Origin of the sequence: Marinifilum flexuosum (assembly GCF_003610555.1) — a bacterium.
Classification (GTDB): domain Bacteria; phylum Bacteroidota; class Bacteroidia; order Bacteroidales; family Marinifilaceae; genus Marinifilum; species Marinifilum flexuosum.
This window is the reverse complement of the sequence record NZ_RAPQ01000008.1, coordinates 33,832-55,369: the sequence shown is the minus strand read 5'-3', so window position 1 is coordinate 55,369 and position 21,538 is coordinate 33,832. Positions and strand designations below refer to the sequence as shown.

Annotated in this window: 20 protein-coding genes and 2 tRNA genes; 14 read left to right on the top strand and 8 right to left on the bottom strand. The window is 32.6% G+C overall.

Features of this window, described 5'->3' with window-relative positions; genetic code table 11:
• Positions 1–22: 22 nt before the first annotated feature.
• On the bottom strand, positions 23–373 hold the full coding sequence (locus BXY64_RS00295) for a hypothetical protein (RefSeq protein WP_120238009.1): 351 nt from the start codon (positions 371–373) through the stop codon (positions 23–25).
• 141 nt (positions 374–514) lie between these two features.
• Between BXY64_RS00295 and BXY64_RS00290 the strand changes: the two genes are divergently transcribed.
• The 4 genes from BXY64_RS00290 (at position 515) to BXY64_RS00275 (ending at position 2,471) form a co-directional block, all read left to right on the top strand.
• Positions 515–589, top strand: a tRNA-Val gene (locus BXY64_RS00290).
• Positions 590–616: 27 nt separating this feature from the next.
• Positions 617–691 (top strand) — tRNA-Val (locus tag BXY64_RS00285).
• 474 nt (positions 692–1,165) lie between these two features.
• Entirely contained in the window at positions 1,166–1,732 is a 567-nt protein-coding gene (locus BXY64_RS00280) for an RNA polymerase sigma factor (protein WP_054721661.1), read from the top strand.
• Positions 1,704–2,471: a hypothetical protein gene (locus BXY64_RS00275; RefSeq protein ID WP_120238008.1), complete on the top strand. Its 768-nt coding sequence runs from the start codon at positions 1,704–1,706 to the stop codon at positions 2,469–2,471. The genes BXY64_RS00280 and BXY64_RS00275 overlap by 29 nt, the downstream gene beginning before the upstream one ends.
• 398 nt (positions 2,472–2,869) lie before the next feature.
• On the opposite strand, the gene BXY64_RS00270 is transcribed toward BXY64_RS00275, so the two are convergent.
• Positions 2,870–5,698, bottom strand: coding sequence for a CHAT domain-containing protein (locus BXY64_RS00270; protein WP_147375836.1), 2,829 nt, complete (start codon positions 5,696–5,698; stop codon positions 2,870–2,872).
• 194 nt (positions 5,699–5,892) lie between these two features.
• Between BXY64_RS00270 and BXY64_RS21650 the strand changes: the two genes are divergently transcribed.
• The 5 genes from BXY64_RS21650 (at position 5,893) to BXY64_RS00245 (ending at position 7,623) form a co-directional block, all read left to right on the top strand.
• On the top strand, positions 5,893–5,985 hold the full coding sequence (locus BXY64_RS21650) for a bacteriocin class II family protein (RefSeq protein WP_110362312.1): 93 nt from the start codon (positions 5,893–5,895) through the stop codon (positions 5,983–5,985).
• Between the two features lie 76 nt (positions 5,986–6,061).
• Positions 6,062–6,154 carry a bacteriocin class II family protein gene (locus BXY64_RS00260; RefSeq protein ID WP_110362312.1) on the top strand — a complete coding sequence of 31 codons (93 nt, stop codon included), beginning with the start codon at positions 6,062–6,064 and terminating at the stop codon, positions 6,152–6,154.
• 76 nt (positions 6,155–6,230) lie between these two features.
• Positions 6,231–6,323, top strand: coding sequence for a bacteriocin class II family protein (locus BXY64_RS00255; RefSeq protein WP_110362312.1), 93 nt, complete (start codon positions 6,231–6,233; stop codon positions 6,321–6,323).
• Positions 6,324–6,398: 75 nt separating this feature from the next.
• On the top strand, positions 6,399–6,491 hold the full coding sequence (locus BXY64_RS00250) for a bacteriocin class II family protein (RefSeq protein ID WP_110362312.1): 93 nt from the start codon (positions 6,399–6,401) through the stop codon (positions 6,489–6,491).
• Positions 6,492–6,759: 268 nt separating this feature from the next.
• Positions 6,760–7,623 carry a sensor histidine kinase gene (locus BXY64_RS00245; protein ID WP_120238006.1) on the top strand — a complete coding sequence of 288 codons (864 nt, stop codon included), beginning with the start codon at positions 6,760–6,762 and terminating at the stop codon, positions 7,621–7,623.
• Between the two features lie 51 nt (positions 7,624–7,674).
• Here the strand turns inward: BXY64_RS00245 and BXY64_RS00240 are convergent, their stop codons facing one another.
• The 3 genes from BXY64_RS00240 to BXY64_RS00230 form a co-directional block, all read right to left on the bottom strand.
• Positions 7,675–8,004 (bottom strand): hypothetical protein, encoded by a 330-nt coding sequence (locus tag BXY64_RS00240; RefSeq protein WP_120238005.1) that lies wholly within the window; start codon positions 8,002–8,004, stop codon positions 7,675–7,677.
• A gap of 12 nt (positions 8,005–8,016) precedes the next feature.
• Complete coding sequence (gene ruvB, locus BXY64_RS00235; protein ID WP_120238004.1) at positions 8,017–9,039, bottom strand: Holliday junction branch migration DNA helicase RuvB; 1,023 nt, start codon at positions 9,037–9,039, stop codon at positions 8,017–8,019.
• Between the two features lie 101 nt (positions 9,040–9,140).
• A complete protein-coding gene (locus tag BXY64_RS00230; RefSeq protein ID WP_120238003.1) occupies positions 9,141–9,524 on the bottom strand; it encodes a response regulator in 384 nt (127 codons plus the stop codon).
• Positions 9,525–10,276: 752 nt separating this feature from the next.
• On the opposite strand from BXY64_RS00230, the gene BXY64_RS00225 reads away from it, so the two are divergent.
• Together BXY64_RS00225 and BXY64_RS00220 are read left to right on the top strand one after the other, a co-directional pair.
• Positions 10,277–10,714 (top strand): RpiB/LacA/LacB family sugar-phosphate isomerase, encoded by a 438-nt coding sequence (locus BXY64_RS00225; RefSeq protein WP_120238002.1) that lies wholly within the window; start codon positions 10,277–10,279, stop codon positions 10,712–10,714.
• Positions 10,715–10,846: 132 nt separating this feature from the next.
• Positions 10,847–11,290: an RrF2 family transcriptional regulator gene (locus BXY64_RS00220; protein WP_120238001.1), complete on the top strand. Its 444-nt coding sequence runs from the start codon at positions 10,847–10,849 to the stop codon at positions 11,288–11,290.
• Here BXY64_RS00220 and BXY64_RS00215 read toward each other — a convergent pair.
• A complete protein-coding gene (locus BXY64_RS00215; protein WP_120238000.1) occupies positions 11,285–11,713 on the bottom strand; it encodes a VanZ family protein in 429 nt (142 codons plus the stop codon). The two genes, BXY64_RS00220 and BXY64_RS00215, sit on opposite strands and share 6 nt — an antisense overlap.
• Positions 11,714–11,876: 163 nt before the next feature.
• Between BXY64_RS00215 and BXY64_RS00210 the strand changes: the two genes are divergently transcribed.
• Positions 11,877–16,037, top strand: a complete 4,161-nt coding sequence (locus BXY64_RS00210; protein ID WP_120237999.1) for a phosphodiester glycosidase family protein — start codon at positions 11,877–11,879, stop codon at positions 16,035–16,037.
• Between the two features lie 104 nt (positions 16,038–16,141).
• Here BXY64_RS00210 and BXY64_RS00205 read toward each other — a convergent pair whose 3' ends face one another.
• The gene (locus BXY64_RS00205; protein WP_120237998.1) at positions 16,142–16,861 is read right to left on the bottom strand and encodes a head GIN domain-containing protein; all 720 of its coding nucleotides are present in this window, start codon (positions 16,859–16,861) and stop codon (positions 16,142–16,144) included.
• Positions 16,862–17,162: 301 nt separating this feature from the next.
• On the opposite strand from BXY64_RS00205, the gene hemW reads away from it, so the two are divergent.
• A complete protein-coding gene (gene hemW, locus BXY64_RS00200; RefSeq protein ID WP_120237997.1) occupies positions 17,163–18,299 on the top strand; it encodes a radical SAM family heme chaperone HemW in 1,137 nt (378 codons plus the stop codon).
• An 11-nt stretch (positions 18,300–18,310) separates the two neighbouring features.
• On the top strand, positions 18,311–18,703 hold the full coding sequence (locus BXY64_RS00195) for a rhodanese-like domain-containing protein (RefSeq protein WP_120237996.1): 393 nt from the start codon (positions 18,311–18,313) through the stop codon (positions 18,701–18,703).
• A gap of 800 nt (positions 18,704–19,503) precedes the next feature.
• Here the strand turns inward: BXY64_RS00195 and BXY64_RS00190 are convergent.
• The gene (locus BXY64_RS00190) at positions 19,504–21,516 is read right to left on the bottom strand and encodes a hypothetical protein (RefSeq protein WP_120237995.1); all 2,013 of its coding nucleotides are present in this window, start codon (positions 21,514–21,516) and stop codon (positions 19,504–19,506) included.
• Positions 21,517–21,538 lie beyond the last annotated feature (22 nt).

Here is a 21,538-nt window from a genome sequence, read left to right as displayed (position 1 = left end):
TTAATGTGTATAGGTTTGTTATTTAATCGTTCAAATATCCATTGTCTTTAAAATATTCTACAATCGATGATTTTAACAATTGATTTTCTTTGTCCTTTGAAAAGGGTGGAACCAGTTTGTTCTTTACAAATATAGGCCAATTGTCTTCATCATATCCTTTGATAGAATAGTAATTCCATTTCATAAGCAGTGTACATGTTGCTAAATCGATGTGATCCCACTTTTCCTCTTTTGAATAAGTTTCCTTAAACCCTAAACCTCGTTCTTGTATGCCAATTAAAAGCAAAGTTCCATTTAAATCAGCAGCAACATTAAATTCTTCAGAAATTTTATATAACAAACTATTCCAGTCTTTCTCTAAATTATTATCCATAGTATCAATTTTTTACGAGTGATAAAATTAAAGCTTTCCTCGAATATTAGGGTCATTCAGAAATATTTTTTTCATTTTTTTGAAAATTATTCTTGCAGATAAAAATATTCCATCTTATATTTGCATCGCTTTTAAGGGCAAGGGCGATTAGCTCAGTTGGTTCAGAGCACTTGGTTTACACCCAAGGGGTCATAGGTTCGAATCCTATATCGCCCACAAAAAAGCAAAATTTCCCAATAACAGGGGCGATTAGCTCAGTTGGTTCAGAGCACTTGGTTTACACCCAAGGGGTCATAAGTTCGAATCTTATATCGCCCACAAAAATCGGTTTTCATATGAAAGCCGATTTTTTTGTTATATACCTTTTTTCAATTTTGCATTTATTTTTTTAGTTGGATAGATTACTTTTTCAATTCTCAAAAATCAGAATTATTAAAACCGATTCCTCAAATACAATCTGCATATTTTAATTTTGATATAAAATTTAAAGCATAATTGCTTTACTAGACTTTTACAATGAGGCATTCACTTCCTTTTTTAGTACGCTTACACCACTTTTTTATAATTTCATCATAAAAAAATAAGCTTTAGCAGTAACCAAATTTGAATATAAGTAGTATATTGCTTTGGTTTATGATAATAAATAAAAAAAAGACGAAAAAAAAACAGTTTTTTTTATTTATCACTCATTTGATTTTCAATTACTTACGTGTAAGGTTGATATTTTTTTAAATTTTTTTCACTTTTTGAGGGTTACCTTTTTGCCATAAAAGGAATAAAGGGATAGAAAATATGGATTACACTACTGAAGCGATACTTGAGGGAATAAGTATGAGCAATAATGATGTATTAAATTACATCTACAAAAAGTTCTTTCCGAGTATTCGCAATTTTATCGAGAACAATAATGGGAACGAGGAGGATGCACGCGATCTTTTCCAAGAAGCTATTATTGTAATCTATCGTAAAATGAAAAAAGAACCGTTGGTTCTTAGTTGTAACTTTAAAACATACATCTATTCCATTTGCAGACTTTTGTGGTTAAAGCAACTTGAAAAGAAAAAGAACAGCAATGAAATCAATTCGGAAGGAGTTCTGGATAATCGATTAGACGAAGCTTCTGAGACTTATGACCAAACTGAGAGGTACCGACTATATCAGAAACACTTTCAAAAACTTGGCCCGGATTGTAAGAAAGTTCTTCAACTTGCTTTAGACAAAATCTCACTAAAAGAAATTGCCGATATAATGGGCTATAAGAGTGAGAAGTATGCAAAGAAAAGGAAACATCAGTGTAAACAAATGCTGATAGAGAGTATTAAAAGTGATAATGAATTTAAAGAAGTATATGATGAGTGATATGAATTTTGACCGTATTGAAGATTTCCTAGATGGTGGTTTATCTGACGACCAGCTAAAGGAATTTGAAAAGGACCTTCTGGATGATCCAGACTTACAAATGGAGCTGGATTTACACCAAGAGGTTGACGAGGCTATAATGGAAAATGACATTATGGATCTAAGAAGCAAGCTAGATGCAATAGAAATACCTCCTAAAGAACAAGAGAAGCGCAAATTTAAATATCTAACCAAATGGAATATTGTTGCCGCTTCATTAGCATTGTTTATTGGTTTAGGTAGTTTAATGTTTCTTGTAAATAACAAGAACTCCTATTCCAATGAAAAAGTATACAGTAATTACTACAAACCATATGCGATAGTAAATACTCGTTCGGCGGATGCTAATATAGATAATATGCTTGTTACAGCATTAAAGAGTTACGAAGCTAGGGATTATCACACGGCTTTAACCCTATTTAGGCAAATATTAGACAAGGATAGTACAAATATTACGAGTAACTTTTATTCAGGTATTTCTAATTTAGAAATTAATGAATATCATAAAGCAAATAAGAATTTTACTAGAGTAATAAAGCATAAAAACAACTTGTTTATAGAACAATCCGAATGGTACATAGGTTTTTGCTACTTAATGACTAATGAAAGAGATAAAGCCATTAAGCAGTTTAATACAATTGCTCGAGGAAATAGTTTCTATAAAGCAAAAGCTCAGGAAATTCTTAGTAAGCTGGAATAGATTACACTCATTCATTAACACATATATAAAGCCGTTCAATTAGATTGAGCGGCTTTCCTTTTTTCTACATATCTACTCTATGAAAATAATACATGATCTACTTATAGAATTATTTTTTACCCTATAATTTTAAAAGAGAAATTATTAAATTCTAGTGGTATAAATCTTATATATTTCATCTCAACTAAAAGACTCTTACTACTTAATAGAGTACAAACATCTTTTATTTACAGAATTATCTCTGTAAAATGTAGAAACCATTTTTAATACCAATCAACTTTGATACAAAGATTACAAATCATTATAACAGATTTTAGCAAGTTTAAACCTCTTTGCTACCCAAAAAGTAAAAAAGCCTGAAACAATGTTTCAGGCTTTCAAATTATACCTTTTAATTCTTATGCTACTCTTCTTCTAATTCTTCTCCTAAAAACGATTAGTAACAACAAAACAGCACCACCAAATCCAAAATAAACCAAGTTATTCATTATATCGAAATCATATAATGGTTCAACATCACCCATGGTAACATATCCTGACCAAAAATAAGGATGTGACTTGAGAGGATCCGCAGTTTCCAGATATTTTAACTTAGCCTGGCGAAGAGCTTCATCCTTCTCGAATCCTTGCGAAAGATAGCCATAAAAGTTGGTCATTAAATTAGATCCGGTTTGATCTTCAACCGTCCATAAGGTCATAATAATACTAGGACAACCAGCATAAAAGAATCCTCTGGCCAAACTCATAACACCTTCACCCTTTAAAAGCTTACCATCTCCTGTATTACAAGCACTTAAAACTACCATTCTGGCGTTAAAATTCATGTTATAAATTTCGTGCGTATTCAATAATCCGTCCTGAACCGTATCACTTGTTTGAGTAAAAACCAGTTTAGAATACATAGGGTTCTCATCATCAATAATTGTATGCATGGCCAGGTGAAGAACATCATAATCACTTGCATGATCTTTAAAATTTTGTTCGGTGGCAAAATCATCCAAGTACAAATCACCTTCCATTACGTGCGAAATATTATTAACCTCCTCTTTGGTATATGGCAAAGGATACAACTTATCTCTATATGCTCGTTCGGTATATAAAATTGAATCATCAATTCCATTGTATGATGGTGCAAACGCCAATACCGATTTACTGGTTGTAAAACTAAATCCGGCAGGTTCAATTGAAAAACCAATTGTTGCAGAATTCTGGTATGTTATTGTATTTGATTTAATTAGATAATCTAAGTCCCGATAATTCATACGATCAGGATTAGCTTCTTGCTTAATTAAAACCCCAAAAGGCACATAAGCCATCTTGCCATCTGGTATAATAACAAGTTTCTTATTTTGAATTACATTACTATGCGGACCAATAAAAGTTTGGTATAAATTAAAAGCTGATTTTGTATAGCGCTGATAAAATTCGGAACTATTTTCTGCAAAATCATTCGTTTTTAAAGCATTCCTAACCTCCTCGATATGGTGATTTAAACTATCTGAATTGATTTCTTGTTTTGTTATTTCAAATGAATCTGAAGTGACAATAAAAGTAAAAAGTGAGGAGTCGGAAATAGAGTATTCAATTAGTATTTCATCGGAAGATAGTCTGGACTGAAGCTCCGACATCTCAATAGTATTATTCCTATATTTCAAATCGTAGTACTTAGGATAATCTTTTTCGAAACGAAGTACCATTTGATTATAACTCTCATTCAATTCGAACAATTTCCCTTGCCATTCCGAAATCTTTTTTCGATCTGAATTCAACCTTTTACGTTCTTCGTATATTTTTTCGCGATAGCTTGCAATATCTTTTCTCAATTGTTGCTCCTCCTCCTGCAATTCAACAGGAATTCCACCTACATTTTTGGCATTTACATCATTCAAAGAAGACATCAAACTTGCTGCTTTCGATCGCTCTGCATATTTAAAAGCTCTCTCCTTATAGCTTTTATCCTTTGTAAGTTCATACAATTGCACCGCAATTTCAATTGCTAAGGTATAGGTATCTTTTTCGTTCTGCGATAAAGCAAACTTACTTTGCTCATCCTGGTAACCAATTCTAATCTTATCAATAATATTTAGGCATAAATCATAGGTATCCAAGCTAAAATCAAGGTCACTAACTTTCTCATTTTCCTTGTATAAATTTGAAAATCCCTTCGCCTTACCTTTTAAAATACTAAGTATTAATATTTGCGGTTCAATTTCGTTTAGATCGGGATTAGCATAAATTGTACTATCCGAAAAGTTATCCAATTCAGAAATAATGGCTTTTTGGTAATACTTTAGAGAAGTAATATTTTGCTTTTGTTCTCCATAAAAGTCTCCCATATTCATTAAGCAATTGGCAACATCTGGATGTTTAGCTCCGTAGTTACTCAAGTAAACATTATAGGCTAAATCAAAATATTTTAAAACACTATTCTTATTTTTAATTTCATTTTGAAGAATTCCGTAATTTAGATATAGAGTACCTAATCTGTAATGATTTTCATCACCAAAACTTTTAATATTATCAATACTTTGCAGATAGTATAAGTCAGCTTCCTTATATTTTTTCAGTTGTTTATAACAATTAGCAATCCCATTTAGAGTAGATGATATATTTTTATCATTAATATCCTTTTTTATCAATAATGATTTTTTAAAAAAATCTAATGCCTTATTATACTCATGCCTATTATAATAGTTATTCCCAAGATTATTGTTAATTTGTGAAAGATAACGTGACTTATTATCACCTATGATTGATAGTGCTTTTTCATAATAACTTTGAGCTTTATATAAATCATGTAAATCATTATATATATTTCCTGTATTTACATAGATTGGAACAAGCTTAGAATCTTCATATCCATAATTATCGACAATAAATTTTTCAGCTAAGCTATAATATTTTAATGCATCACTTCTCTTTCCTAGCCTTCCTTTAATAACACCAAAATTGACATAAGTACGATAAACTATATTTTTATCGATAACACCCCCATTATCTATTGTTTGTACAGCATTTTCAAAAGACTGTACGGCATAATTATATTCTCGAGATTTGTAAAATTCTAGTGCCCGATTAACCTGCCTAACAAGAACAGAATCTGGAGATAAATTTTCAGTTTTCTGATCATCAGAAAAAATTGATGTAAATGCTAAATTCTTGTTTTCGCCTGCCAGCAAAACAAGTAAAAGAGAAAAAAGTAGAATTTTTTTTAAATTTTTTTTCACGCTCAAGTGTTTTTTCTTAATCTTCTTAGAAACAATGTCTTATGTACGCAATCTTTCCTAAAAGGATTTAAATATATACAGTTTTTTTCACTTTTTTTTAAAAAAACTTTCAATCTCAGGGTTACCTTTTTCAAAAAACCGGAATAAAGGGGTGTAAATGTTTCCTAAAAAACTAAAAAAAAGAACCCGTAGCAATGAAAAATTTTGAAGTATTAAACACTGAAGATTTAAAAAACATTAAAGGTGGTTACCAAGACAAATGTATTAACGAAGACATTCTTGTTTAATCAACCTCGACCCATAGTAATCCAAATTTTCCAAAAAAGTATTTTCCTAGTTATTAACGACCAAATAAAAATAGCAATGAAAAATTTTGAAGTATTAAACACCGAAGATCTAAAAAACATTAAAGGTGGTTACCAAGACAAATGTATTAACGAAGACATTCTTGTTTAATCAACCTCGACCCATAGTAATCCAAATTTTCCAAAAAAGTATTTTCCTAGTTATTAACGACCAAATAAAAATAGCAATGAAAAATTTTGAAGTATTAAACACCGAAGATCTAAAAAACATTAAAGGTGGTTACCAAGACAAATGTATTAACGAAGACATTCTTGTTTAATCAACCTCGACCCATAGTAATCCAAATTTTCCAAAAAGTATTTTCCTAGTTATTAACGACCAAATAAAAATAGCAATGAAAAATTTTGAAGTATTAAACACTGAAGATTTAAAAAACATTAAAGGTGGATACCAAGACAAATGTATTAACGAAGATATCCTGGTATAAGAAAAATTTGAATAAGTAGATCGTATTTTTTATATTTACTACTCTTTTATCTTATTCAATATGAATACCTTTGAAGAATTAACAATTCAGGAGCAAGACAATACACTTGGTGGTTACCAAGATAAGTCGATAAATGAAGACATTCTAGTCTAACAAAATTCCCATACCATATTTTCATGATTGCATCTTTAAAAGATGTATTTGGTTGAGCCTTGTAGTGTAGGCTATAATCAAGAAATGTAAAGAAATTAAAGACAAATTCATTTAAATGGAGAAACGTCCTACATATAAAGAATTGCAACGACAATTAGCAGAAGCGCAAGCTCAGCTCGAAAAGACCGAGAAGCTGAAGGATGCATTTTTAGCCAATATGTCGCATGAAATTCGAACGCCGATGAATGCGATTGTAGGAGCATCAGAACTTCTTCGTGATGATACTTTATCAAAAGAGGATCGAAATGAATTTACAAAAATACTGTCATCGAGCAGTAAAGAATTACTGGATCTATTCAATAGAATCCTAGAACTATCGCAATTAGAAAGCGGTTCATTAGAATACAACGAATCAGAAATTGAAGTACATGATTTACTGGTTACATTGTACTCGGCCTACGGGCAAAAGATTAATATGAGCGGTAAAAATTTGGTTTTAAATTATACCGAAGATTTACGTGATAATAAAATATTCACTGATCAGAAAAAACTAACCAAAGTACTATGTTATCTCCTTGATAATGCATTGAAATTTACAAGCTCAGGAGAAATTGATTTTGGTTGTGCAATTCAGGACAGACACAATATTCTTTTCTATGTGAAAGATACTGGACCTGGAATAAGTGATCAGCAACAAGCAAAAATATTTAAGAAATTTACCCAAGTTGATAATTCATATACCAGAGAACATTCAGGTGCTGGTTTGGGCTTAAGTATCAGCAAAGAATTGGTTGAATTTCTTGGAGGCAAGTTATACATCGATTCAAACTTGGGAAATGGTTCAATATTCTACTTTACCATTCCATTTAAATTCTCAGAATCAAATCTTGTACTCAAAGAAAAAATTGAAGCTATATTGAAACAAAATATTAACGAAATATATTCTTCGTCTAATACTCGAAAGAATATTGCTATTTAGGAAAATTACTAGGGATGTTAAAAGGAGCTTGCTGGTCACAAGCTCCTTTTTCTATTTTGTTTTAAGAGTTATTTCTTTGTAATTGATAATAACATCGAGTACTACTGCAAAAATCATCATGTTATACTTCTGATCATAATCTGTAAAAATCAGTATACATGCTACAAGCATTAAAATAATTCCTAATACTTTTAAAAGTTCAGAAAATTTTAATTGACTTATTCTTTCAGTATTCAAATTAAATATTCTGTAAACTATATTTAGGCCCACACCCGAAGCCAAAATGGCTACTCCATACGATTCAGCTTGTAAAATAAAAAGTGCGCCTACAATAATTAACACCGTTGCAAGCGTATAAAGAATTGATAGTAATCGTTTCATATTAAAGTATTTCTAGAAAAGTAATTCTGGATCATTGAAATTGTTTTTTCCAAGATGCGAATAAGCTAAAGGAGTAACTTCTCTTCCTCGCGGAGTACGTTTAATGAATCCTTCTTTAATCAAAAATGGTTCATATACCTCCTCAATTGTGCCACTATCCTCGCCTACTGCAGTTGCAATGGTAGATATTCCAACTGGTCCTCCACTAAATTTATCAATTAGCGTGTTTAAAATCCTGTTGTCCATCTCATCCAAACCATGCTTATCGATATTTAAAGCTTCAAGAGAAAATTTGGTAATTTCTATATCAATGGATCCGTTTCCTTTTACTTGAGCAAAATCTCTTACTCTACGCAAAAGAGCATTTACAATACGAGGTGTTCCTCTACTTCTTGATGCAATTTCTCCAGCTGCTTCATGAGTAATTTCAACATCAAGAATACTTGCACTACGTTCTACTATTTTAGATAGTATTGGCAGGTCGTAATATTCGAGATGACAATTTATACCAAATCGCGCTCTTAAAGGTGAGGTTAACAACCCAGAACGAGTTGTTGCTCCAATTAAAGTAAAAGGATTTAACTCCAATTGAATTGATCTTGCTGCAGGCCCCTTATCAATCATGATATCAATTTTAAAATCCTCCATTGCAGAGTATAAATACTCCTCTACAATAGGACTTAATCTATGAATTTCATCGATAAAAAGAACATCATTTGGTTCCAAATTGGTTAACAAACCTGCAAGATCACCAGGTTTATCAAGAACTGGTCCTGAAGTAACTTTTAATCCAACTCCTAATTCGTTGGCAAGAATATTTGATAAAGTAGTTTTTCCAAGTCCGGGAGGTCCATGAAGTAAAACATGATCTAATGCTTCCTCGCGCATTTTTGCAGCTGCAACAAATACATTTAGATTCTCAACAATTTTCTTTTGTCCACGGAAATCTGAAAACTGAAGTGGTCTTAGTTTATTATCTAATTCTTTTTCTTTATCCGAAAAGTTATGGCTTCGTATGTCCAGGTTATCATCCATGCGACAAAAATAATCTTAAAATCTTTAATTCCAGTAGAAATCCTTAATCAAAAGTAAACAATGCTTGTTAAAAATTTGTGAAAGATACCATGAATAGAGAATTACAAACCTAGATTTGTTAAAACCTTAAATAGATGGTCCACATCGAAGGGTTTCGACAAGTGTGCATCCATACCATTCTCGATACATTTTTCTTCGTTAGCGACCATTATATCGGCTGTGAGAGCAATAATTGGAATGCGCTCCTGCCCATTTTCAATTTCTCTTATGATTTTTGTAGCTTCTAATCCGTCCATTTCTGGCATCATTACATCCATTAGAATAAAATCATAATTTCCCTCTTTATACATATCGACAGCTTCCAAACCATTATTAGCGACATCGATTAAATAACCATATCGCTTTAAAGTAAATTTAACTACCGTTTGATTCAATTTGTTGTCTTCAACAAGAAGTATCGAATAATTTTTAGCTTCCCAACTCATTCTCTTCAGTGTGGATTTTCTATAGATTGCAAGATAACAAAATCATTGAAATAATTAAGTAAACACACCCAACAATTCACTGTTGAATTTCAATCTTGATTTTATCCCTTATCGCAATTATCAACACTCATATTATTAATATTAATTTTTTTAAAATTTCTAAAAAATAAGATGATTATTATATCCTGTTAATAGTGTTGGTAAGAGAGCATGAATTTTATTGTTTTTCTGCTAGAAAATAGTCTAATAACAGGATATCAACACCAATTGTTAATATAGAGAGTCTGAAATATAGTGAAATGTATACTTTATTAACTTCTTGTTGATAACTCTGATTTTTGATAATTTAGTTATCTGCAGATATTAACAGAGTGTTGATAACTGGTTGAAAGCTTTGATAACACTGGTAAAAAATAAAATTGGTACCTGGGAAATATTTTTCTATACAATTTCAATTTTGTTAGTTCCAAAAAATACTTTGGGATTTTTAATAAGGAAAAATCAACAGTATGTTAACTGAATGTGAACAAATCTGTTCATAAGTGGAAAGCGTCTGGCTAAACTGTTTTATTTCAGATTGATGCGTTTCAACAATTCATTTAATATGCAGTTTTAGACAAAATGCCTGATTTTAGGATTGGAAAATTGGTCTTTTTAAAAACAACTCATATAATTTACTTAGTTTTGTACTCCAAAATTAACTTGAACAAAAACCACATAAAGGCAACACTGTCTTTAATAATTTTAATAAGATGAAAAAACTAAGAATTGCATTGGCTGCTGATCATGCAGGATTTCAGTTTAAAAATGATTTGTCTGAAATTTTGAAAGCAGAGGGATATGAAGTAAAAGATTTCGGTACTAACTCTGAAGAAAGTATGGATTATCCTGACACAGCTCATCCATTAGCTGCAGCAGTTGAAGCAGGAGAGTTTGATTTTGGCTTTACTCTATGTGGAAGTGGAAATGGTATTACCATGACAGCTAACAAACACCAAAAAGTTCGTGCAGCTTTGTGTTGGACTGCGGAAATTGCTGGTTTAGCAAGATTGCATAATGATGCAAATATATGTGGTATTCCTGCTAGATTTATTTCATTTGAAGAGGTAAAAGAAATTGCAACAATCTTTCTAAATACTGAATTTGAAGGTGGCAGACACCAGAAGCGAATTGATAAGATTCCTTTGTAAAATGGGGCTTTTATAATAAAAAGAATCATAATAAATAAGGAATTAAAGAATTAAAGATGCTTAATTAGTTGTAATTATTGTTATCTTTGACCTGATTGTTAGATAAATGTGGAGTAAAAATAAAAATTAAAGATGTTATCGAATACTTGTAAATATGCAATTCGCTCAGTAATTTATTTGTCGATAAATGCAAAAGAAGGCAAAAAAATAGGAATAAAGAAGATATCAGAGGAGCTGGAAATTCCAACACCATTTTTGGGTAAAATTTTGCAAAGTCTTGCAAGACAAAAGTTACTAACATCAACAAAAGGACCTCACGGTGGATTTGGAATGGGTAAAGATCCAAGTGAAATTACCCTGATGAATATTGTTGAGATTGTTGATGGATTGGATATGTTTGAAAATTGTTTAATTGGAATTCGTCCATGTAAATCTGATGATAAAGCACAAGCAGCTTGTCCTGTTCATAATCAGTTTGGACACATCAGAAAACAGATATATGATCTGTTTAAAGGAAAAACTATTGGTCAATTAATTACCGAAATGGAAAATACGAATGAGTATATAACTCTATAAGATTTTCTTTAGAAAAGATATTTCACTAAAGGGCTTGCGATTTAACAGCAAGTCCTTTTGTTTTTTAATCCATGGATAAAGTAAAATTGCAACAATTCCTCCCAAAATATCTGCTGCTAAATCAATATAATCACCACTACGATTTGTAAAATAATTTTGCTGTAAATATTCTATTGCACCACCATAAGCAGCAACTAAAAATACTGTTATCAGAATTATTTGAGATTTTTTTAACTTGGTTTGAAAACTTAGCTCAGCCATTAAAAAAATTCCCATAATAAAGAACATTCCAAAGTGAACAATCTTGTCGAAATGTGGAATGTGAATGGCAGATGTTTTTGGTAAATCGTTGCCTGGAATAGAGCACAAAATAAATATAATTATTGCCCAAATAATATTTCGCCAGAACAATTTTCTCTTCATAAATTAATGTATATCGATAATAGTTGCTCAAAGTTAGCAAGCTATTTTAAGTTATCAAGTTCATAGTATAAATATGTTTGAATCAATATGCTATTGACCAATTTACCAGAATTTCGTAATTTGAATATTATTTGAAATTTTGTTAAACTGAATTCTGCCTATTATGACTATGAAAGCTACTGAATTGATGGAGATGTTGTGTTCTGAAAAAATTAAAACATGGTTTGATTTAGGATTGTTTATTGATCGTTTTAAGGAAAACAAATCAATTCCGGTAGTTGAGTTTAATCAAAGTTTTGAAAGGTTTAAATCTAATATTAATAAAAAAGGGATTGCTTTTTCTACCTTTTATTATTCTATTGATGGTGTTAGTATAGAGGTAGAGAAATATGCAAAAACATTCCGGTACAATTTTGGCGATGATATTAAAATACATTATATCGCTGGTAAATTTTATCCAGAGGCTTCTAAGATTATGGATTCAAGAACCAAAACCTTTGCCATTGAAGAAATGCAGGGATTTGATGATTGGACACTATACAAAGATTTCTACTTTACCAAATTGGAACGTGGAAGTAAGGAATACAATGCTTTGATTGTAAAGTTTTGGGATCAAACTCTTTCCATTTGTGAAAAGCTAGCTACGTATATAGATAATAATAATATTGGCTTGTTATATCTTATAAACTTGTGTTCAAATCCGGGAAATGTAGCCGCTGCTTTGGCTACAGTTTTGGTTTCTGAATACATGGGTATTCCTGTAATTAATAATAATCATGATTTTTATTGGGAAGGAGGGAATTCTGAAATTAACAAAGAGGTAAAAGGATTGAAAAAAGGGCCTCGTGATTTCTTCTTCCTGAACTCACATCTTGGTGAATTTTTTTCACAACTGGAGGTGTTGTATCCATGGGAATCGCGTTCGTGGATGAATGTAAATATTAACAAAAAGCAAAGTGAATACCTGATACATTATAAAGGACACAATCCTGCAAATGTTACTGAAATTGGAACGGCTGTTGATTCTACTGAATACAACAATATTGATAAGAGAAGAAGAATAGAATCTCTTTTCCAGATGGAGAAGATGCTAAGCCGGTATCACAAAAAAGCATTGGTTAGCTATTCGGTAAAAGATGTATTGGAATACAAATTGGTGAGCAAGAAAAATCCCGAACCCATTTACATTGGATACAAAACAAAGGCGATGCATAAATTCTTGTCTGAGAATATTATTTTTTTGCAACCAACCAGGGTGATTTCAAGAAAAAGGATTGAATTGGGATTCGATCTTGTTGGTAAAATGTTACAAGTTGAGAGTTTAAAAGAAAAAATCAGAGAATCGGAAGATTTAAAAATTACCATATTAATTACCGGACCAATTCCTTTAGGGCAATATCCTTATTTTCAAAAATTGTTAACACGATTTCAAGAACTTTTAGAACGTATTGATCCGGAATTTAGAAAAAGAGTATACTTGGGATTTTTGTTTAGTGAGATGGATAAAAAAAGATTTAAGAATCATTTTGAACATCCTATTGGTATTCCTGAATTATACAGTATTTCTTCTTTGATATTATTGCCATCGAAAACAGAGGGGAGAGGTTTACCTATTTTAGAAGCTGCTGCAGCTGGTGTACCTATATTCTGCAGAAGATACCAACCAGAAAATGTTTATGCAGAAGTTATTGGTGAACATCTGCCTGAGAAGGAAAGATTAAAAGTTATTGAGTTTACTGGCAGAAGCATACTTGATTCGCATGTGAATGAAACCATAGAGAAGGTGTTTTTTCCACACATTCATCACCGAAGTGTGAGTCACAATAAAAAAGTAATTGATAATAGATATAGCATCAATTCTTTAAATTCGGGTATAGAAGAAATCGTAAAAAAACTTTATTTACAATTACAGTCTAATCAGAAAAACTTAAACGAAGTTGGAGAGCTTTACAAGTTTTACAAATCAAAAGTAAGGTTTACCAATGATGATGTTAAAGCTCTTGTTAATACTGAAAACAGACACTATTTACCAGGCTATGGAAGATTAGGTTTTATGCTTTATTTAAAGTCGTTAATTGATCCAAGTTCGTTTAGAATGGAAGAGCAAGAAATTAGGGGAGGCACTTTTTATTTTGCAAAGCGACAGATTGAAGACCATCCGGATTCAGATAATTTAGGTTTGGAACAGGTGCATAATTTTTACAACTCCATTGATAATCTTTTTGCTGTTCGCAATGGTGAGATTTCAATAAGACACGACCATTCTTTTACCTATCGACATCGAAATAAAAACTATTATCTGTTTCATGATTTTACACATCAGGAATTATCGGGTATGGTAAATCTTCTTAAATCGAAACATTTGCCTCCTGGTATTGGAAGAAAGGTGAGTGGTTCGTCAAGGTTTTTTATAGATAAAAATTTAGCTCTTTCTCAATTAACCTCTTCTTCGATGATTTCTATTGATGACAGAAGTTTCCTTTTCAAGAAGATGAAACAGAATATTCCATTGGCATATTTTCCCGGGAAGTATGTGAAATATGAGCTTGAATATTTTGTTCTGAATTCCATTAAAAGTCGATTGGGAATGGATATGCATGATCCGATTTGCAAGGAAAAGTTAAAGGGTAAAAACATTGAAAAGGTATATGTATTTGCTCCAGAAGAAGCTTTAACCAATTGGACAACCGCGAGCGATATTCGTGAATTTATTGAGTGTGGTTCCGACCAGGAATTAAAACTTTTGTACGATAAAAAAATTCTACAAGTAGTGTCGATTGATTCTTTAACTGTAGGAATTCATATTCCACAAATGGGAGAGAAGGCTTTATTGACATTACGAAAAGTAATGGATAAGAATGGTTACTTAATATCGAACAGAAGAAATGCTGCTTTTATGACAGACATATTGAATCTGGACAGATTTCATATTGGTAAAGTAACAACCGAATTGGCAGCAAATATTATGGGAATTCCTAACAATACAGGATACATTCAATTTGTTCCTGCAGGAGTTCGTTCAACCTTAGCTTACCCAACTCCCGTGCAAACGGCTAAGGATTTTTCGGAACTATTGCATTCAGACTTATTTAAAGAATTAAGTGAAAAGTTAGGCGAGCAAGAATTGCTACAATTGATACAAAAAGATGCCCAAACCAAGGGTTCTCCATTAAAATTGATATTGGAAAATATATCAAAATCCGATCAGGAAAAAGCAGATGTAGAATACTCGAATGTAACAGGAATTTATGATGATGGATATCCATGGAATGGAATTTTAGCGAAGGCAAATGTGCAAGATGATAATGAAAATTGGGAGTTTACCACAGTTAGTTCATTGCAGACAAAAACGGTAACAAATTTTGTAGAAGAGTTTGAAGAAATTAACAAGTGTCAAGCAAAAATTGCATGGAATGGTGGTTATATATTAAATCCAGAGTTGGTTGGTAAATTGGGCTTACCAGAATCCTATATTGGTTCTCCTTTAGGATTATTAATCTCAAACGGAAAGTGCTTAAGTGGGCCTCTCTTTAATAAGCCTGCATTGTTAATCTACAAATCTGGTAAGCTAGATATTGAAAGAGTAAATTGTAAAAGGGGCATTAGAATAAAAACAAATGATGTCGAATTACAATTTGATGCCAAAAATTACAATGAATTTAAAGAAGACAAATGCGCTTTCTTCGATTTAATGTACGAAGAAGAAATGATTCCAGCGAAAGATTGTATTGTATATCGATTGGCAGGAAATACAGTAAAAGAAATCATTTACGATTCCAAGGAAGTAAAACAAATTCCTGTTGGATTAACTTTATGCATTCCATTATCGGTGATGAAATCGGCAATTGCAAATGTTGGTGACAAACTTGAAATTACGCTGAACGGTTTAGAGAATGTTTTGCATGCTGTTGAAGCAGGTCCGATGTTACTAAATAAAGGAAAGCAATGTATCGATATGAAAGTGGAAGGATGGAAGACACAGAATTCTATAAAAACACAAGCCGCCCGATTGGACTTTACAGATATGAGAGGTCCAAAAATTGCTGTGGGAATTGATAAGACAGGTAATTTATATGTACTAACCATTAATGGTAGAATTCGAGAATCGGTGGGAGCTACACATTTCGATATGGCTGAAATTTTGGAGAAGTACAATATTGTTAAAGCCATGGGATTCGATCCAGGCGGAAGTTCAACATTGGTTGTAAATGGAGAAACTTTAAATATATCGCCATACAATTCGAATTACGAACGAAATATTTTTTCATTACCACCTGAACCTCGTTCGGTTTCGAATGCTGTTATCGGTTATAAAAAAAGATAATTTTAAAGTAAAGACGGCTAAATGCCGCCTCTGCAATGCAAATAAATAAAAAAGCTCTGCAAACATGCAGAGCTTTTTTATTTATATAGATATCATACTTAGATCTAATATTTCTTCAAGCTTCCAAGGAATGAAATATCGCTGGTAACTTTAGGATCTCCTTTGTATTTTACTGAACCAATTCCCGAGATACTTACTCTCAATTCTTCCAATACATGAACTTTTCCGCTACCAACACCGCTAATATCAATGGTTCCTTTTAGTGCTTTCATATTAATTGCATTCACACTACCAGCTCCAGAAATATCAATGTCAATTTCTTCTGATTTACCAGCAAGTTTTATGGTTGATGCACCACTATTGTCGATACTTAAACAGTTTGCAGTTAATTCTAAATCGGCAGATGATGCTCCATTAATTTCAATTTCCAATTCGTCGAATCTCAAAACCTGATCGGATTTTAGAGAAATTGCACCGTTGGCTTTTATTTCGCTTAAATGTTTAAAACCAATATAAAGTTTTAATTCTGTTGATTTGTAAATGCTCTTTTCAGTAGTAATGTACAAAACATCACCTTTCATTTTACTGGTAATAACATCCAATAAATTTTCGTCGGCAACAACTTTTAAGCTGTAATCATCATCTTGCGATAAGTAAATTGTGAAAGCTCCGTTCACCTTAATGGTTTCAAAATTGCCAACTTCTCTTTGTTCCGATTTTACATTGCCATTTCCTCTAATACCATCGGCAAAAGTTGGTAAAGCAGTGGCAACACTAATTAATAAAATTAAAATCGGTGAAATTATTTTTTTATATCCTTTCATAGCTCAATAGGTTTATGTTTTTTGTTCTCTGTATTAAAGACGTTAGAGTATTACAAAGTGTTGCATAAAAATAAAATTCGTGTCATTAAGATATGATATTATACACAGAAGTTCGTCTATACCAATTATTAATTAGTATGCGCCATTTGTTCGTTTTACTCCAAATGCCTCACTAATTATATATCGGCATTTCAATTTAAAATTTCACTTAAAACTCACTTTGATATTTAAATGGTATAAATTAAAATCAGACATGGAAAATAAAAGAATTGCTTCTACCTTGCAAGAAATTTAATTCAATATGTCAGGAATTTATTTTCATATCCCTTTTTGCAAACAGCTTTGTCACTATTGTGCTTTTCACAAAAGTATTTCGTTGCAATCTACTAATGATATGCTGGAATGCTTTAAAAAGGAGTTGGAATTAAGAAAGGATTATCTGGATCAAAAATCTGTTTCAACCATATATTTTGGTGGGGGAACACCTTCGGTATATCAACCAGATCAAATACAAATGCTAATTGATGAGTGTTCGAAATACTGGAACATTGATGCGGATGCTGAAATTACTCTCGAAGCCAATCCTGATGATTTAAAAAAGAAATACCTTGAGCAACTTGGCAAATCTTCGGTGAATCGATTAAGTGTTGGAATACAATCATTCCACGATGAAGATTTAATATTAATGAACCGCCGACATACGGGCAAGGAAGCTTACGATACCATAAAAAGGGCACAGGATTATGGTTTTGATAATATCTCGGTAGACCAGATTTATGGAGTACCTGGCTTAAGTATGGAGAAATGGGTTGAGAATCTTGATTTGGTTTATGATTTAGATATCCAGCACATCTCTTCTTATCATTTAATGTTTGATCCGAATACGGTTTTTTCAAAAAAATTGGAGAAAGGTCAGTTGGTTGAATTAGAAGAAGAGGAGAGTTTTAATCAGTTTAAATATTTGATTGATTCGGCTCGCCAAAATGGTTTTACTCATTATGAGATCTCTAATTTTTGTAGAGATGGATACATATCAAAACACAATTCGAGTTATTGGAAACAAAAGCAATATCTTGGAATAGGACCTTCGGCACATTCTTACAACTTAAACGAAAGAGAATGGAACATTGCACACAATTATAAGTACATGAAAGCCGTTCAAGAAGGAGGAGAATTTTCGGAGAAGGAAGATTTAAATTTCTTTGATCGATTTAATGATTTAATTCTTACCTCGCTTCGAACCTATTGGGGATTGGATTTGAGTTTGGTGAAAGAGCAATTTGGAGATGATTTGTATCGACATTGTGAAAAAAAAGCAGCTAAATATATCCAATCAAAACACATTCGTAAGGAGAATAATGCTTTAATATTAAGCGACGAAGGTGTGTTTATTTCCAATGATATCATGTCGGATTTTTTTTATATAGAAGAAGATTAACGAACAAGTAAATGAAATATTTGAAGATAGCACTGATCGTATTTTTTGCACTAATTGTAAATCAGAATGCATTTGCACAAGTTGATACGGTTCAGGTATTAAGTCCAAAGCAATTTTTAAGGGTTGCCAAGTTAAATCCGCAAGCCGTAGTAATTGATGTTCGATTAAAAAAAGATTTTAAAAAGGGACATATTGATGGTGCCATATTAGCTGAATCATCAGACAAATTGTATCATATTATCGATTCGTTGGGAGAGAGGAAGACCTATTTACTTTACTGCAAATATGGTGAGAGAAGTATAGCTGCAGGCAAAATGCTATTTGAAAAATTTAAGATTAAGGTTTGTTCTTTGGAGGATGGATTGGATTATTGGAAAGAACTAAAACTGGAAATTGTGAAATAGTATTCGGATTTTTATCCATGTATATTTTGTGATTCAACAATGCCTTTGGATTTTCGTCCGAGCACATTTTCAGAGTATGAAATGGGCATGTATTTTCGTCCGCACCCCCTGTGTGTTACACATACCCCCTTTGGATTTTTATCCGAGGCGATTTTAAAATTATAAAATGGGCGTGTATTTTCATCCAAGCCCCTTTGTGTTGCACATACCCCCTTCGGATTTTCATCCGAGCTGATTTTATAATTATAAAATGGGCGTGTATTTTCGTCCGAGCCTTATATGTGTTACACATATACCCCTCGGAATTTCGTCCGAACCCCCTATTTGTGAGCTAGAGCATTAGTAAAATGGGGAATTTGTGTAATAATAGATGGTTAAATAAATAGATTTTATTTGGGATAAATGGGTGATTAAGTCAATTACTAAATTATTAATAATTCTATCGTTTAACTTTGCTCAAGCCGCATGGCTCTTACTTTTTGCATCGATCAAAAAGTAAGCAAAAAATCTAGGGCGTGTAAGCCCAAACTGCTTCTACTTGAAAATATTAACTTCGGCGGGGTGATCTTCTCAATTCTTCGAAGCTTCCCCGTCTCTCTAAATGTTTTCTGCGGATAAGAAGCTTGTCCTTCCAATGCCCACAAATTCCGCACAAACCAAGTAGATTACAAATACTTTTCATTACTGACTAACCATAATTTTGAGTACTACCTACTACTAAATTATACTGAGTCAATTTTTTTGTATCAAAAAAGCAGACCCATTTGAGTCTGCTTCATTTATATTATTGTGAATTCTGATTACAAACCAGCTTCTCTCCAAGTCCAAGCGGAAATATCTACTTTCGCAGCATCTTTACCTGCATTTAAAGTGTACTTTCTTTCAGTAGAACCTGAAACCAATGTTACATCAGGATTAGCTCCGTTAATTTGAACATTGTTTACATTTTCGTTTTCAGAAGCTTCATCTTTCATATCCAAATCAACATCATAACCTTCAAGGTATAATCCTGTGATTGATCCACCTGATTGCTTTTTGAATTGAAGAGCTGTACCACCAACTGTAGAGATAGCAGTAATGTTTTCGAATTGTGGATTGTTGTTTACTTTATCACCTTCGAATACAGTTGAAAATCCTTCAATGGTATGAGAAATGTAAGCGTTAGTTACTTTTCCGTTCCATCCTTCAGTCCAGTCTACTGAATCATCTTCGTTGTTTTCCAGGTAAAGGTTGCTAGCCGAAACAGTTCCGCCAAAGAACTCGATACCATCATCGGCACCATTAATTACAGCTACATTTTCGATAGTAGTTTCAGAACCTACTGCGTATAAAGAGACACCATTGTATTGCGACTCAGAGTTAATTTGAGCACCAGTTCCTTTAATTACAAGGTAGTTGATAGTACCTGAGTTATCGTTATCAGTAGTACCACCGTAAATGAAACCACCAACTTCTGCTTCAGCATTTTCGCCAGCAGTTGTAGTAGCTTTACCACAAATGGTTAATCCACCCCAATCACCAGGATTTGCATCAGCAGATGAAATCACAACTGGATTATCAGTAGTACCGTTAATGTTGATTTTACCACCCATCAAAACAGCAATATAAACTTCTGTTCCTGCCGCATCAGCAATAATTTTAGTACCTGCCGGAATGGTTAAAGTAGCACCATCACCAATAATGAAAGATCCTGTAAGTTTGTATTCAGTATCTGCATTAAGTGTAGCTGAAGATGAAAGTAGACCATTTAAAGTACCACCATCTACCAATGCATTTACACCATCAACAGGAGTAGCATCTGTCCAATCCCATCCACTAACATCAACAGTAGCAGCACCTGCATAACTTTTTAGTCCGTCAGCTTCAACACCTTCAATAATTACATTTGAAAGAGGACCATCATCTTTCATATCAAGAATAGTAGTATAACCAGTTAAAGATAAACCTGTAATGGTTGCACCTGATTGTTTTTTAAACTGTAAAGCAGTACCACCAACTGTAGAAACCGCAGTTAAGTTTTCAATTTTAGGATTTTTATTGTCTTTGTCAGCTTCAACCACTGTTGAGAAACCTTCGATAGTATGCTCAACGTATGCATTCTTAACGGTTCCATTCCAACCTTCAGTCCAGTCGATAGCATCATCTTCGTTGTTTTGCAAGAACAAGTTCTCAACAGAAACAGTTCCACCAAAGAACTCAACACCATCATCAGAACCATTAATTACTGCAACATTTTTTACAGTAGTAGCAGAACCAACAGCATAGAAGGAAACACCATTGTATTGCGACTCAGGATTGATTTGTGCACCAGTTCCTTTAATTACTAAATAGTTGATAGAACCTGAATTATCAGCGTCATTATTTCCACCATAAATAAATCCACCAACTTCTGCTTCAGCGTTAGCACCTGCAGTAGTAGTAGCTTTACCACAAATGGTTAATCCACCCCAATCACCTGGGTTACCATTTTCAGATGACATTATAACAGGGTTAGAAGAAGTACCGTTGATATTAATTTTACCACCCATTAATACTCCAATAAACACTTCGGTACCAGCAGCGTCAGCAATAATTTGAGTTCCTGCCGGGATAGTTAAAGTTACTCCTTCAGGAACAGTGAAAGCACCAGTTAAGTTATATCTAGCAGCAGTTAAAGTTACACTTTCTGGTAGTTTACCTGCTAATTCACCGTTTGCCAATGCTTCCAATACTGGATCAACAGGAATAATCGGATCATCACTGTCAGAACAACTTGATAAAATTGGCATTGCCAAGATTAATAGACCTAAGATTTTAATAGTCAACTTTTTCATTTTGTTTCAATTTTGGATATAA